Below are 13,734 nucleotides of genomic sequence, written 5' to 3'. Positions count from 1 at the left end.
TAGTTCTATTCGGCATTGGCATCCAAAAGAGAGATGCAATGACTCGGAACTCGTTTAAGGATGCTTTCGAAAAATATAGTTTACCGCAACCGATCCGAATCTTTTACAATACGTTCATCCCTGCGAATAAACCGTATCGCCAACCAGTTTGAAATTACTGCCGCTCCGGCAAGGATGAGCCATACTTTTCCTGTAGCACCCTGATGCTGTTCTATCAGTTTGTGGGTGAACATAACGGCACTTACCATGAATCCTGCAAGAATTAATGAGTTTAAGGCACCCAACTTTATTTGAAGTTGCCGGTTGTCGAATCGCCTGATGGTCAGTATGGCTATTGTAATAGCGGCCACAGCCAGTATGGCCGTTACGGAATAGGGTAAGTATGAATAGGTTGTGTTTTCGAGCAGGTAGAAAGGTGTAAGCACCAATGTTGTTTCACCAGTCTGGACTTGCCAAATGGGTTGTACAAGGGCTACAAGTAGTGAAACAATGGTTATTACCAGAAATACAGTTTGAATTCTTTGCCACATAAATGGGTTGCTTTAACTTGGTCGGCAAAAATAGCAAAACCACCATCCTCTGCCTAAAGCATTTCTGAACAACGGCAAGGATTTATGTAACCTGATTTGATTTTGAGAAGCGCCTACATTGTTGATATACTCCGGACCCCCATTGGAAAATATGGTGGAACGCTGGCTTCCGTGCGTCCGGATGACCTGGCCGCCCATGCTATAAAAAAACTGATCGAACGAAATCCTTCTGTTGATGTGAACGCCATCGAAGATGTTGTGTTTGGCGCAGCCAATCAAAGCGGTGAGGACAACCGAAATGTGGCCCGCATGGCGTTGCTGTTGGCAGGGCTTCCCAAAGAAATTGGTGGGGTTACGGTTAATCGCTTATGTGCCTCCGGACTTCAGGCGATTATGGATGCCTCGCGTGCTGTGATGTTGGGTGAAGCGGATGTGTACATTGCCGGTGGTGTGGAAAGCATGAGTCGCGCGCCCTTTGTGATGGCTAAGGCCACGGAACCTTTTTCGCGCAAAGCAGAAGTTTTTGATACCACTATGGGTTGGCGATTTATCAACTCAAAACTTTCCAAACTGTATCATCCGTATTCGATGGGTGAAACAGCCGAGAACGTGGCTGAAAAATGGAAGATCAGTCGCGAAGAACAGGATCGATTTGGATTGGCTTCACAGGAAAAATACCAACGCGCACACGAGGCAGGAAAATTTAAAGATGAACTTGTTTCAGTTCCCGTTGCACAAGGAAAAGAAGTAATTGACTTTACAAAAGATGAGCATCCGCGTGCAACATCGTTAGACAAACTTGCTTCCCTGAAACCTGCTTTTAAAGAAGGAGGTACCGTTACGGCCGGAAATTCTTCGGGTATTAACGATGGGGCTGCTGCCAGTTTGATTGTAAGTGAAGAAGCGTTGAAGAAGTACAACCTCAAGCCCCTCGCCAAGGTTGCCTCGTTTGCCATTGCCGGTGTTGATCCGGCCTACATGGGTGTAGGTCCAGTGCCAGCTGTTCAAAAAGCGTTGAAGCGCGCAGGATTAAAAATCAGCGACATCGGTTTGGTTGAATTGAATGAGGCATTTGCGTCACAATCGCTGGCTTGTGTTCGTGATCTTGATCTCAATCCTGAAATTGTCAATGTAAACGGAGGCGCCATAGCCATTGGTCATCCGCTTGGTTGCAGTGGCGTACGCATTAGTGCAACACTTATCCATGAAATGAAAAGACGAAAAGTAAAATACGGTGTGGCTACCATGTGCATTGGGGTGGGGCAGGGAGCGGCTATCGTCTACGAAAAGTGTTAGCAGATGATTTTAGTTGGACTTGTTCAAATACTATATAGGGTTAAGTAGGCAATCAGCAGTATACAATAGGCAAAGTACGCCTATTGCCTACTGTTTACTGCCTACTGCTTACTACTCCTCATGAGATACTTCTTCGAGATAACCTATAACGGCTCAAATTACGCAGGCTGGCAAAGTCAGGCGAATGCCGTGGGTGTGCAGACTGTGGTGGAAGATGCGTTGAGTAAATTGTTTCGAACACCGGTCAAGATTGTTGGCAGCGGAAGAACGGATACCGGGGTGCATTGTGCGCAGCAGTTTTTTCATGCTGATATTGAAAAGTCATTTAAGGAAGATGACCTGATTCATCGGCTTAATTCCTTTTTGCCGAGGGACATTGCCATCCGCTCCATTCGGGAAGTAAAGCCCAACGCCAGTGCGCGTTACGATGCCATTGCCCGTTCGTACGAGTATCACATTACCACGGTAAAAGATCCGTTGCTGATCGGCCTGGCGCTCCATTATTTTAAACCGGTAAATATTCAAACCATGAACCGGGCCGCTGCGTTATTACGCGGTGAGCACGACTTTGAATGCTTCAGCAAGGTAAAGACCGATGTAAATCACTTTCTTTGCAACATTAAAAAAGCAGCGTGGAAGAAAGAGGGCAATCGATTGGTATTTACCATCACAGCCAACCGCTTTCTGCGCGGCATGGTGCGGGCCATTGTAGGTACCTTGCTGGATGTGGGTACCGGAAAAATTTCAGTTCAGGATTTTAAACAGATTATCTCCAGCAAAGACCGGAAAAAAGCAGGCGCTAACGTTGATCCTCACGGACTCTACCTAGTGCAGGTCAAGTATCCAAAATCAGTTTTTATTGATTAATTGAATTTGAAGAAATCCTTTGCGGGATTGATGTTTGGTGATGGAAAAAGAGCAAGTCAGTAGCGGAAATATAATCGACTTTAAGGTACTCAGGCGCATTATGCGCTTTGTGAAACCGTATAAATCGCGGTTTTATTTTTTGATTTTCTTAACGCTGGCCATTGGTATACTTACACCGCTCCGGCCGTTGCTCATTCAATGGACACTCGATAATCAAGTGGCCAATGGCGATTACCAGGGCATGTTAATGATGATGCTGGGCCTTATCGGCTTGTTGTTCCTGCAGTCGGTGGCGCAGTACGTACATACGTACATGTCGGGTTGGATGGGCCAGCAAGTGATTCGCGACATCCGAACCAAGCTGTATGAGCATTTGGTTAATCTTCGCCTGCGTTTCTTTGATAAAACCCCAATTGGCCGGTTAGTCACCAGAACAATTTCTGATGTGGAAACATTGGCCGATGTGTTCAGCGAAGGACTGGCCGCCATGGTGAGCGACCTGCTTCAGTTGATCTTCATTCTCGGGTTTATGTTTTACCAGGATTGGCGGTTGGCGCTGTTGAGTTTGGCCACCTTGCCCCTGCTGCTCATCTCCACATACATCTTCAAAGAAAAAATTAAAGTTGCCTTTAACGATGTGCGCAATGCCGTGGCCAACCTGAACACGTTTGTGCAGGAACACATTACGGGCATGAACGTGGTGCAGATATTCGCCAGTGAAAAAAGGGAGTACGAAAAGTTTAAAGCCATTAACGAAGAGCACAAGCAAGCCAACCTGCGCTCGGTATTGTATTATTCCATTTATTTTCCAGTAGCAGAAATTATTGCCGCAGCCGGTATCGGTTTGCTGGTTTGGTATGGGGCCAAAGGGGCCATCAATGTTGAAGAGACAGGCATTACCCTCGGTAAGCTCATTGCCTTCATCATGTACATTCAAATGTTCTTCCGTCCAATCCGCATGATTGCCGACCGGTACAACACCTTGCAAATGGGTATTGTTAGTTCATCGCGCATTATAAACCTGTTGGATAATGATGAGCACATCCAGAACAACGGAACCAAACAACCTGATCATATTCATGGTGAAGTGAAATTTGATCACGTTTGGTTTGCCTACAATGGAGAGGAGTATGTGTTGAAGGATGTGAATTTTGAAGTCAAAGCCGGTCAGACTATTGCGTTGGTTGGCGCAACGGGAGCAGGTAAGTCATCTATCATTAATCTGCTAAACCGTTTCTACGAAATCAATAAAGGAACCATTTCTGTTGATGGCTCCGATATTCGCGAATATGATCTTGGCTACCTGAGAAGAAATATAGGTGTGGTGTTACAAGACGTATTCCTCTTCTCCGACACCATTTTGAATAACATCACATTAGGCAATCCGGAAGTAACCGAAGAAATGGTGTGGCATGCAGCTGATCTGGTAGGAGCCCGTAAATTCATAGAGCGTTTACCCGGCCAGTTATCCTACAATGTGATGGAGCGGGGCGCAACCCTTTCTGTTGGTCAACGGCAATTGATCTCTTTCATTCGGGCGATGGTGTATGACCCCCGCATACTGGTGTTGGATGAGGCCACTTCTTCCGTGGATAGTGAAACAGAAGAAATGATTCAGCAAGCCATTGAAAAGATGATGAAGGGGCGCACCTCCATTGTTATTGCACACCGTTTATCCACCATTCAAAAAGCCGAAAAAATTCTGGTGCTCGATCTGGGTGAAATCCGTGAAGTTGGGAAGCATGATGAACTGCTGGCGCAGGATGGCTACTATGCCCAGCTCTACAAAATGCAGTACAAAGAGTTTGTATGACGCTTGTCTGCCCAGTAAGGTAATCCACCATCTCAAAATGCCTTAAGAATCAGCGATTAAGGTCAAATCGGTTATATTTGCTCTTAATGCGCTTTTCAACCTACCTGTTAACCTTGTTTTTGTGCGTCTTTGCGCTTACGGCTGCATGGGCGCAACGGCCAAAAGTGCATCATGGTGGTAAACTGATGCATTCACGCAGCAATCATAATTACAATACGATCAAGGTATCGCGCTCAAAGGCAAAAACAATTTGCCCGGTTTTTGAGGATACTGGTTATCCCTTTCACGGCATTGGCATCAAGCTGGGCGACCCTTTTGCCTTAACGTATAAGTATTACGCAAACAAGCATTTTTCATTTGGTGTAGACCTGGGCCGTTCAGCCAGTGGACTGTACAGCAGCTATTACAAAGAAGCTTTCAATGAATTTACCCGACCGGATACTTTACAGGAAAACCAGAGCACGGTTTACCTGGCGCATAAAGCCAAGTCGGATTGGGTAGGAGAAATTAAAGTTCTCTACCACATAAAAGCCGATAAGATAAGCGCAGGCTTGCAGGTTTATACCGGCATCGGCTGGGAGTGGCGGAGTTTGAACATTCAATACGATTACCTGTTGAATGATGGTATTTTTGACAATCAGATTGAGTTCATCACGCGCAAGCGGTTTACCTACGGTGCGCAAGGAACTTTAGGCATAGAATACTCTTATTTCAAAATGCCGGTTTCAGCTTTTATGGAGTTGGAAGTATTTGTTGATTTGCTTCGCGACCCGGGCTTTTATAAAGTTCAGGGAGGCGTTGGCTTACGCTATGTCTTCTGATTGCTCTTCGCTAACCTGAATCTCATCGGCTTTTGTTTGCTTGTCGTAGAGGTCTTTATAAAAGCCGCCCTTTTCCAATAACGATTCATGTGTTCCCTCCTCCACAATTTGTCCGTCATTCAACACAATGATTTTGTTGGCCAATTTGGCTGATGAAACGCGATGTGAAATGATAATTGTGGTTCGGTTTTGCATGATGCGCTTCAGGCTGTTGAGAATGTTGTTCTCCGTTTTGGTATCTACGGCCGAGAGGGCATCATCCAACATGAGGATGCGGGGTTCGTGAACAATAGCCCGCGCTATGGAAACCCGTTGCTTTTGTCCGCCAGAAAGCGTGATGCCCCGCTCACCTACGCGCGTACTGAAACCTTGTGGAAAGGCCATGATGTTGTGGTATACATCTGCATCGCGTGCCGCCTGAATGATTTTTTCTTCGTGCGGTTCCTGCATGCCAAAGGCAATGTTATTCGAAATGGTATCACTGAATAGAAAAACATCTTGTGGCACGTACCCCGTTTGTTTGCGCAATGCTTGAAGATTGTAATGCGAAATCGGGATGTCGTCAATGCGGATTTCGCCTTCTCTAACATCGTATAACCTTGAAATCAATGCAGAGATTGTACTCTTTCCTGAACCGGTTGTTCCAATAATCGCTAGTGATTCTCCCGGATTAACGGTGAAGGAAATATCTTTTAATGCTTTAATTCCCGTATCCGGATAGGTAAAGGAAACCTTGCTGAATTCCACTTTTCCCTGAATTTCTTTTTCCAGGTTTTTCTCCGATACAAGTGTGGATTCCGTTTTCAAAAACTCGTTGATTCTTTTTTGTGACGCTTCAGCGCGTTGCACCAGGCTGCTGGTATACCCTAATGAGGTTACCGGCCATGTCAATAAGTTCACGTAAATGATAAACTCGGCAATGTTGCCAAGGGTAAGGTTACCGCGAATTACTTCAGTGCTTCCTGCATAAATGGTAAGAATGGTACTGAGTCCGATCAGTCCCATAATGAGCGGAAAAAACAATGCCTGAACTTTGGTGAGCTTAAGTGATTGATGTTTGTATTCATCGCTTTCAAGTTCAAATTTCCGGATGGATTCATGTTCGCGGTTGAATGATTTCAGCACACGAATTCCACTGAATGCCTCCTGAACAAAAGTTGACAATCGTGACTGACTTTTTTGAATTTGTTCGGAGCGTCTTTCAATAATGTTGTTGACAAAATAAATGCTTAGCGAAAGAAGCGGTAATGGAATAAGTGCGTACCACGTAAGCATGGTACTAACATGAAACATCCAGGGGATCAACATCATGAACAACGTAATGAGTTGCAATCCATACATAATAGCCGGGCCAAGGTACATGCGCACACGGCTCACATCTTCGGAGATGCGATTCATCAGATCACCGGTGTTGTTCTTTCGGTAAAAGCTTAACGGAAGTGCCTGGTAGTGGGCAAATATTTCGTTCTTCAAATCAAACTCCACATGCCGCGACATGACAATAAGCGTTTGGCGAACGAGGTAAAGAAAAAATCCGCGTAGCAAGGCCATCAATAGAATTAATCCGGCATACATGAGAATACCGAAAGCAAAAACCTTGAAAAAGCTATCCTGTATGGAGAGTCCATCGAAGGTGCGATACACCCGAATGTTTTCAGAAACCAGGTCCAAAGAATGGCGAACAAGCTGTGCCGGAATGATCTGGAAGACGTTTGAGATGACCACAAACAGCAATCCAAGCAAGATCAACCGCTTGTATTTGAGTAGGTATTTATTGAGGTATTTAAGCTCCTTCATTTAATAAAATTTGGCGAACCTTTCTTAAAACGAAACAAACCACTATTGGTTTTCGCAAACGTTTGTTTTGGTTGCTAAGCAGGTAAAAAGCGGTACCTTTGTGCATCCATTTTTAACGTGATTTCCGCCCGGTTGCGGCCTGTAAAAGTAGTACAAACATTACTAAAACAAATTTGATGGAGATTAAAGCGCTAGAGAAAGTTGAGCAGGCCGGATTGTTCGGCACTGTCGCTCAAATGGGTCATGAGCAGGTTGTGTTTTGTTATGACGAAGCCACCGGCTTAAAATCGATCATTGCCATTCACAACACCGTACTGGGTCCTGCCTTGGGCGGTACACGCATGTGGCATTACAATGACGAGCATGAAGCCTTGGTTGATGTGTTGCGTTTGTCGCGCGGCATGACATTCAAAGCCTCCATCAGCGGGTTGAACCTGGGTGGTGGAAAAGCTGTGATTATTGGCGATGCCAAAACCATGAAGACTGAAGCCTTCATGAGACGGTTCGGAAAATTCGTGAATAGCCTGGGTGGTAAATACATTACTGCTGAGGATGTGAACATGAAAACAGCCGACATGGAGTACATCAGCATGGAAACCAAACATGTTACCGGCTTGCCTGAATCATTAGGTGGCGGAGGAGATCCTTCTCCGGTAACGGCATACGGCACTTACCTCGGCATGAAAGCTTCTGCTAAAAAAGTATTTGGTAACGACTCACTGGAAGGTAAGAAGATTGTTGTTCAGGGTGTTGGCCAGGTGGGTATGTACCTCGTAGAGCACCTGGTAAAAGAAAATGCCCAGGTGATGATTGCTGATATCAATGAAGAAAAAGTACAGATGCTGGCTAAGAAGCATGGTGTTAAAGCCGTTGCTCAGGATGCTGTGTATGATCTGGATGTAGATATTTATGCACCTTGTGCATTGGGTGCAACGTTGAATGATGATACCATTCCTCGCCTGAAGTGTAGCATCGTTTCGGGTGCAGCTAATAATCAGTTAAAAGATGAAATTAAGCATGGCTACATGCTGATCGATCGTGGCATTACATATGCACCGGATTTTCTGATTAACGCGGGCGGATTGATCAATGTGTACAACGAATACCTAGGCAACTATAACCGCGCCCGTGTATTTGAGCAGGCTGAGAAGATTTACACCACTTGCTTGAATATTTTCGCATTGGCGGAGCAGGAGAAAATCAACACGCAGGAAGCGGCCATTAAATTGGCTGAAAAGCGAATTGAAGAAGTTGGTCGTGTGAGAATTCCGCGTTAATAAAGGAATTGCTATTTTTGAAGTCGCTTGTTAAGGTTAGCCCGGCAAGCGACTTTTTTATTTTACTTTTTATTGTTCTTTGAAACATGCTTAATCGCAGAAGCCTCCGCATAAAAGTCATGCAAAGCCTCTTTGCCTTCCAACAAAGTAAAGAAGCGAATTACCTGTTGTGTTGCGACAACATTGAACAAGCCTTTGCTCCGGATTTAAACTCCATGGAGCCGCAGGATAAAAAAGAACTGACCAAGCAGAAGAAGGAAGCACTCAAGTTGCTGGATAAGGTTTTTGAAACAGCAGCTTCTGTTGAGCATGAAAACGAAAAAATCAAAAAAGTTGTAGAAGAAAGTTTGGATCACTACCGCAAAACGGTGGCTGACGATGTGCGCTTTTTCAAAAAGAGCCTCAAGCAGGATGTAGAAAAAATTTATCGCTACTACCTTTCCGTGTTAACGTTGGCTATTGCCATAGCTGAAGCTGCAAAGGCAGACAAAAAAATCAACCATTCGAATTTTGTAAATAATAAGTGGGTTCAAGGTTTACAAGCGAGCAACGATCTTAAAAAAGAAGCGCTTCGGTTAAATGCGACCTGGGATAATAAATTTGACCGTGTTCAGCTTTGGTTGCGCGATGTGGTAAAGCAGGATAACGAATACATGGCTTATCTTGATAAGAAGTCTCCTTCGGTTGATGATCAGAAACGAATCCTGAACCATGTATTTCGCAGGGTCATTTTGGGCAAAACCACCATCAACGATTTTTTTGAGGAGGAAGTGCTGCATTGGTCGGAGGACCGTGAGATTGTGAAAGGCATGGTGGAAAAGACAGTAAAGTCTTACGATCCGGCTTCCGGAGAGCCTTTGCATCTGCACCAGTTATCGCTCAATTGGGAAGATGACCTTCACTTTATTGAACACCTATTTTCAGGCTCCGTTAACCTGGCACCCGAATACAGCAAACTCATTGCCGACAACACCCGCAACTGGGAGGTTGATCGCTTGCCGCTGATCGACCGGGTTATTCTTGAAATGGCCATTACCGAGATGCTGAGTTTTCCGAGCATACCCGTTAAAGTTACCATGAACGAATACATTGAACTGGCCAAAAACTACAGCACCCCGAAAAGCCGGCAGTTTATCAACGGTATTTTGGATGTAATTACCAAACATCTGAAAACGGAAGGCAAAATCAAGAAGAGTGGCCGCGGGCTCATGGACAATAAATAATTGTTAAAAACCCGTTAAAGGGCCATTTTCTGGCTCATTTTCCTGTTACAAATTATTGTGCTGGTGTATTTTTGAGCGATTTTCCACCGTTCAACCGGTTTGGCATGGAAATCCGGAAATTAGTGGTGAAATTTGAGGTTCTATGAGCAAAAAAAGTGGAAATACGTTAGTGGCTTTCCTGGCTGGCGCAGCAGCCGGAGCTATTTTGGGCATCCTCTATGCCCCCGATAAAGGAATCAACACCCGGCAGAAATTATCGTTTCAGCTTGAGAAGTATAAGGATATGCTTCAAACGTTGCTGAACGATTTTGTTGAAGGCAAGGAGACGCCTTTGACAACCGAGGCTAAATCCATGGGCCAAAAAGTAGTGGACGATGCAAAACTGAAAGCCGAAAAACTTTTAGAGGACGTAGATGAACTTTTAGACCAGATTAAGGGTAAGAATAAATAAACTGAATAACTATGTTGATGAAAAGAAGCATTTGGATGATAGGCCTTGTGGCGTTAATGTTAGTTGCCTGCAAGGATAAGGACGCAGAAAAGAAAATTGCAGCGCTTGAGGCAAGGTTGTCGGAGTTGGAAGGGAAGAAGCCAGCACCAGTTTCTGTAACGCCAACTGAAAATCCTGTTCCTGCTCAGCCCGAGCAAAAACCTGAGGGTCCACTTCCCGTGATTCAGTTTGAGAAAACGGAGCACGATTTCGGAACCATTCAGGAAGGACAAAAAGTGGTGTATACGTACAAGTTCAAGAATACAGGAGAGGCCCCATTGATTATTCAAAGTGCACAGCCTACTTGCGGTTGTACTGTTCCGGATTGGTCGAAAGAGCCTATTCCGGTTGGTGGCGAAGGTTTTGTAAAAGCAGAATTTGACAGCAACGGAAAGCCCAACATGCAAAACAAAACCGTTACCGTAACGGCCAACACCTGGCCAAAGCAAACTGTACTTAGCTTTAAGGCTATGGTTGTTCCAAAGAACGAAGCGCAGGGTCCTGCGAAGTAATTAACGATAAAAAGCATATACGTCATCCCAAACCTATACGGGTTTGGGATGCGTATTTTTAAGCCTAACTTTAAACCGTAAAATTTTATACCGACTATATGATCTATTCCATTTTAGCACAAGCGCAGGCACAAGGAAGCAACTACAGTTTCTACATCATGATGGGCCTCATGATTGTTATCTTTTATTTTTTCATGATCAGGCCGCAACAGAAAAAAGCAAAAGACCAGAAAAAATTTATTGATGACATTCAGCGTGGCGATTATGTGGTCACCATTGGTGGAGCGCATGGCCGTGTGGCTGAGCTTGAGAAGGATACATTTATACTGGAAGTTGAAAAGGGCGGACGCATCAAGTTTAACAAGTCGGCCATTTCGCTGGAAGCAACTAAAGCAGCCAATAAAGGAGCCTGACACGAACAGAAAAACACTGCATCCGATGTAATGGCATTGATCCAATCGATATTGAGTTTTTTTCGATTTAATAACAAAAACTGGAAGGTTATACTGCTGTGTATTTTTGCGGCTGCCATCTTCTGGATTTTCAATTCACTCAACAAAAATTATTCAGCCAGCATCGATTTTCCGCTGGTATTTGATTACGATCAGGAAAGTTATGTAGCGGTAAAGCCCTTGCCGGAGGATATTAAACTGAATGTTACCGGACTTGGCTGGGATTTGTTTCGTAAAAGCGCAGGCCTGAAGGTGCCGCCCTTGCGTATACCATTAGAGAATCCCTCGGAAGTAAAAAAAATTGTTGGCGCTACATTGCCGGCTTTGTTCTCCGGTCAAATGGAGGGGCTTCAAATAAACTTTGTTATCACGGATACGCTGCATCTTCAGATCGATCCAAAAATAAGAAAACGCATTCAGATACACGTTGACTCGGTGGAGCAGTACATCCGCGCAGGGTATGGTTTATCAGGTGAAGTTACGGTTGTGCCTGATACCGTTTGGTTGGAGGGCCCGCAAAGTCAGGTGATTCGTGTGCCGGATAACTTTCAACTTAAGCCCGAAGTCAGCAACTTAGATGAACCTTTTGATGAATTAGTGGCCGTTACGGTACCGGGTAATTTAATACAAATTGAACCTTCCGCGGTTCGCGTAGGCATTCCTGTTAGTGAGTTGGTACAGCGAAGTGATTCCGCCACGCTAACCATTGTGAATATACCCAGAGGGCTGCGGACAATGGCTGCCATAAGCAAGATTCATTTTCGGTATGATGTTCCGGCAAATCTGCAAAGCAATCAGGTCGGGCAGGTTGAAGCCGTGCTTGATCTTGAAGGATTACCTAAAGGAACACATAAACTTGTTCCGCGCCTGGTTAATCTGCCGCCTTTTGTTCACCATGTAGCGGTAGATACGCTGCACATTAGTTTTTAAGAAATCATCATGAAAAAGCCGCTTCAGGTTGGCGTTACAGGGGGCATTGGCTCAGGCAAAAGCCTGGTGTGCCGCATATTTCAATGCCTTGGAATTTCCGTATACGATGCCGATAGCCGAGCGAAATCCTTAATGACCACCGATGGAATACTGGTCTCTCAAATCCGTCAGGAATTCGGAGATTTGGCGTACCATGCCGATGGTAGCCTGAACCGAAAGTACCTGGGGGAAACGGTATTTAATGATCCGGATAAACTCGAGTTATTGAACAAACTGGTTCATCCCAGGGTTGGAGAAGACTACAGGCAATGGTTGAAGGAAAACAGCAGAGAGGTATACGTACTAAAGGAAGCTGCTCTCATGTTTGAGGCAGGTTCGTATAAGGCGTTGGATAAGATTATTGTGGTATACGCGCCTGAAGATATAAAAGTATCCAGGGTGCTTGGTCGCGACTTGCACCGTAGCGAAAAAGATGTCCGCGCAATAATTAAAAACCAAATGCCGGATGAAGTAAAGTTGAAGCGGGCAGACCACATAATCTTCAACGATGATTCTCAACTGGTGATCCCTCAAGTGCTGTCATTGCACCAACTGTTTTTATCCGGGAACTAATTCCGGGTCCGATACTTTTACTTACTATGAAGAAAAAAATTCTTACAGGCGTTGTTGTTTTAGGTGTATTGTTTTTGTTGGCTTTACCAAAGCTAAATCTTTTTAGTTCAAAAGATGAGCAAGGCCCTGCCGCAAACTTAGCCCAGCCCAAACTTCCTGTGGAAGCTTTGGTGTTAAAGCCAGAGCGCCTGGATAATAAATTGGTGATTACGGGTTCAGTTCTGCCTAATGAATCTTTAGAAATAAAAAGTGAAATATCAGGAAAGATTTCACGCATATATTTCCGGGAAGGTAAACGGGTAAAAAAAGGCGACCTTCTGGTTGAGATAAACGATGATGAACTTGAAGCGCAGCTTACCAAAGAGAGACATAACAAAAAGCTAAACGAGGATAATGAATTCCGCCAACGTAAACTTCTGGAGAAAGACGCTATTAGTCAGGAGGAATATGACAATGCATTGAATCGTTTAAATGTTACCAACGCAGACATCCGGCTGTTAGAGGCACAATGGGAGAAAACCAAAATTCGCGCACCGTTTGACGGAACAATTGGATTACGTTTTGTCAGTGAAGGAGCCTTCATCAACTCCAGCACAGTTATTGCAACGTTGTATAATTTGAGCCCTGCAAAAATTGATTTTGCGGTACCTGGTCGATACAGTACACAGGTTCAGCCGGGAAAGAAAATTTTCTTCACCATAGAGAATGATGCACGCGTACTGGAGGGTGAAGTGTATGCCATAGAGCCACAGATAGACGCCAGTACCCGAACATTAAAAGTTCGTGCTTTAGCCGATAATACCGGCAATCTTTTACTGCCAGGACAGTTTGTGCGGGTTGAATTAATCCTTCAAACTATCGACAACGCCATATTGGTTCCCTCAGAAGCGGTGGTACCCGAGTTGAGTGGTCACAAAGTTTATCTGAATAAATCCGGAAAAGCCACCGAAACAAAAGTAGAAATAGGTTTAAGGACTGACCGCAACGTTGAAATTGTTTCCGGATTGAATTCCGGAGATACGCTGATAACCACGGGATTGTTGCAAATGCGAAATGGGTTAGATGTTTCGCTAACCAAAGTACAGTGATTGTGTTTTTAGGGTAGAACTGTAAA

14 protein-coding genes are annotated in these 13,734 nt (G+C 44.6%); 12 read left to right on the top strand and 2 right to left on the bottom strand.

Translation table 11 applies throughout. The annotated features are described in order from the left end of the window. Positions 1 to 80 precede the first annotated feature (80 nt). On the bottom strand, positions 81 to 530 hold the full coding sequence (locus QY309_16000) for a DUF4293 domain-containing protein (GenBank protein ID WKZ59354.1): 450 nt from the start codon (positions 528 to 530) through the stop codon (positions 81 to 83). Between the two features lie 102 nt (positions 531 to 632). Between QY309_16000 and QY309_15995 the strand changes: the two genes are divergently transcribed. The 4 genes from QY309_15995 (at position 633) to QY309_15980 (ending at position 5,327) form a co-directional block, all read left to right on the top strand. Further along, entirely contained in the window at positions 633 to 1,826 is a 1,194-nt protein-coding gene (locus tag QY309_15995) for an acetyl-CoA C-acyltransferase (GenBank protein ID WKZ59353.1), read from the top strand. A 120-nt stretch (positions 1,827 to 1,946) separates the two neighbouring features. Next, positions 1,947 to 2,693: a tRNA pseudouridine(38-40) synthase TruA gene (gene truA / locus QY309_15990; protein ID WKZ59352.1), complete on the top strand. Its 747-nt coding sequence runs from the start codon at positions 1,947 to 1,949 to the stop codon at positions 2,691 to 2,693. Positions 2,694 to 2,733: 40 nt separating this feature from the next. Continuing rightward, complete coding sequence (locus QY309_15985; GenBank protein WKZ59351.1) at positions 2,734 to 4,506, top strand: ABC transporter ATP-binding protein; 1,773 nt, start codon at positions 2,734 to 2,736, stop codon at positions 4,504 to 4,506. 86 nt (positions 4,507 to 4,592) lie between these two features. Beyond that, positions 4,593 to 5,327: a hypothetical protein gene (locus tag QY309_15980; protein ID WKZ59350.1), complete on the top strand. Its 735-nt coding sequence runs from the start codon at positions 4,593 to 4,595 to the stop codon at positions 5,325 to 5,327. On the opposite strand, the gene QY309_15975 is transcribed toward QY309_15980, so the two are convergent. After that, positions 5,310 to 7,124, bottom strand: coding sequence for an ABC transporter ATP-binding protein (locus QY309_15975; protein WKZ59349.1), 1,815 nt, complete (start codon positions 7,122 to 7,124; stop codon positions 5,310 to 5,312). The genes QY309_15980 and QY309_15975 overlap by 18 nt on opposite strands. A 173-nt stretch (positions 7,125 to 7,297) precedes the next feature. Here QY309_15975 and QY309_15970 point away from each other — a divergent pair, with 173 nt between their 5' ends. The 8 genes from QY309_15970 (at position 7,298) to QY309_15935 (ending at position 13,708) form a co-directional block, all read left to right on the top strand. Next, the gene (locus QY309_15970) at positions 7,298 to 8,401 is read left to right on the top strand and encodes a Glu/Leu/Phe/Val dehydrogenase (GenBank protein WKZ59348.1); all 1,104 of its coding nucleotides are present in this window, start codon (positions 7,298 to 7,300) and stop codon (positions 8,399 to 8,401) included. An 86-nt stretch (positions 8,402 to 8,487) separates the two neighbouring features. Further along, a complete protein-coding gene (gene nusB / locus QY309_15965) occupies positions 8,488 to 9,624 on the top strand; it encodes a transcription antitermination factor NusB (protein ID WKZ59347.1) in 1,137 nt (378 codons plus the stop codon). A gap of 142 nt (positions 9,625 to 9,766) precedes the next feature. Beyond that, on the top strand, positions 9,767 to 10,075 hold the full coding sequence (locus QY309_15960) for a YtxH domain-containing protein (protein WKZ59346.1): 309 nt from the start codon (positions 9,767 to 9,769) through the stop codon (positions 10,073 to 10,075). A 17-nt stretch (positions 10,076 to 10,092) separates the two neighbouring features. Next, positions 10,093 to 10,626, top strand: coding sequence for a DUF1573 domain-containing protein (locus QY309_15955; protein ID WKZ59345.1), 534 nt, complete (start codon positions 10,093 to 10,095; stop codon positions 10,624 to 10,626). Between the two features lie 98 nt (positions 10,627 to 10,724). Continuing rightward, positions 10,725 to 11,039 carry a preprotein translocase subunit YajC gene (gene yajC, locus QY309_15950; protein WKZ59344.1) on the top strand — a complete coding sequence of 105 codons (315 nt, stop codon included), beginning with the start codon at positions 10,725 to 10,727 and terminating at the stop codon, positions 11,037 to 11,039. Positions 11,040 to 11,069: 30 nt separating this feature from the next. Further along, positions 11,070 to 12,008, top strand: a complete 939-nt coding sequence (locus QY309_15945) for a CdaR family protein (protein ID WKZ59343.1) — start codon at positions 11,070 to 11,072, stop codon at positions 12,006 to 12,008. A gap of 9 nt (positions 12,009 to 12,017) precedes the next feature. After that, positions 12,018 to 12,620, top strand: a complete 603-nt coding sequence (coaE, locus tag QY309_15940; protein ID WKZ59342.1) for a dephospho-CoA kinase — start codon at positions 12,018 to 12,020, stop codon at positions 12,618 to 12,620. Between the two features lie 26 nt (positions 12,621 to 12,646). Further along, positions 12,647 to 13,708, top strand: coding sequence for an efflux RND transporter periplasmic adaptor subunit (locus QY309_15935; GenBank protein WKZ59341.1), 1,062 nt, complete (start codon positions 12,647 to 12,649; stop codon positions 13,706 to 13,708). Positions 13,709 to 13,734 lie beyond the last annotated feature (26 nt).

The organism is Cyclobacteriaceae bacterium, assembly GCA_030584025.1.
Classification (GTDB): Bacteria; Bacteroidota; Bacteroidia; order Cytophagales; family Cyclobacteriaceae; genus UBA2336.
Note: the sequence above shows the minus strand (reverse complement) of the source record. Positions and strands in the feature narration are given on the sequence as shown.

Bases quoted from the DNA above. Each gene is read 5' to 3' on its own strand.
- QY309_16000 (WKZ59354.1), bottom strand. From the start codon at position 530: ATGTGGCAAAGAATTCAAACTGTATTTCTGGTAATAACCATTGTTTCA.
- truA (WKZ59352.1), top strand. From the start codon at position 1,947: ATGAGATACTTCTTCGAGATAACCTATAACGGCTCAAATTACGCAGGC.
- QY309_15985 (WKZ59351.1), top strand. From the start codon at position 2,734: ATGGAAAAAGAGCAAGTCAGTAGCGGAAATATAATCGACTTTAAGGTA.
- QY309_15980 (WKZ59350.1), top strand. From the start codon at position 4,593: ATGCGCTTTTCAACCTACCTGTTAACCTTGTTTTTGTGCGTCTTTGCG.
- QY309_15975 (WKZ59349.1), bottom strand. From the start codon at position 7,124: ATGAAGGAGCTTAAATACCTCAATAAATACCTACTCAAATACAAGCGG.
- nusB (WKZ59347.1), top strand. From the start codon at position 8,488: ATGCTTAATCGCAGAAGCCTCCGCATAAAAGTCATGCAAAGCCTCTTT.
- QY309_15960 (WKZ59346.1), top strand. From the start codon at position 9,767: ATGAGCAAAAAAAGTGGAAATACGTTAGTGGCTTTCCTGGCTGGCGCA.
- QY309_15955 (WKZ59345.1), top strand. From the start codon at position 10,093: ATGAAAAGAAGCATTTGGATGATAGGCCTTGTGGCGTTAATGTTAGTT.
- yajC (WKZ59344.1), top strand. From the start codon at position 10,725: ATGATCTATTCCATTTTAGCACAAGCGCAGGCACAAGGAAGCAACTAC.
- QY309_15945 (WKZ59343.1), top strand. From the start codon at position 11,070: ATGGCATTGATCCAATCGATATTGAGTTTTTTTCGATTTAATAACAAA.
- coaE (WKZ59342.1), top strand. From the start codon at position 12,018: ATGAAAAAGCCGCTTCAGGTTGGCGTTACAGGGGGCATTGGCTCAGGC.
- QY309_15935 (WKZ59341.1), top strand. From the start codon at position 12,647: ATGAAGAAAAAAATTCTTACAGGCGTTGTTGTTTTAGGTGTATTGTTT.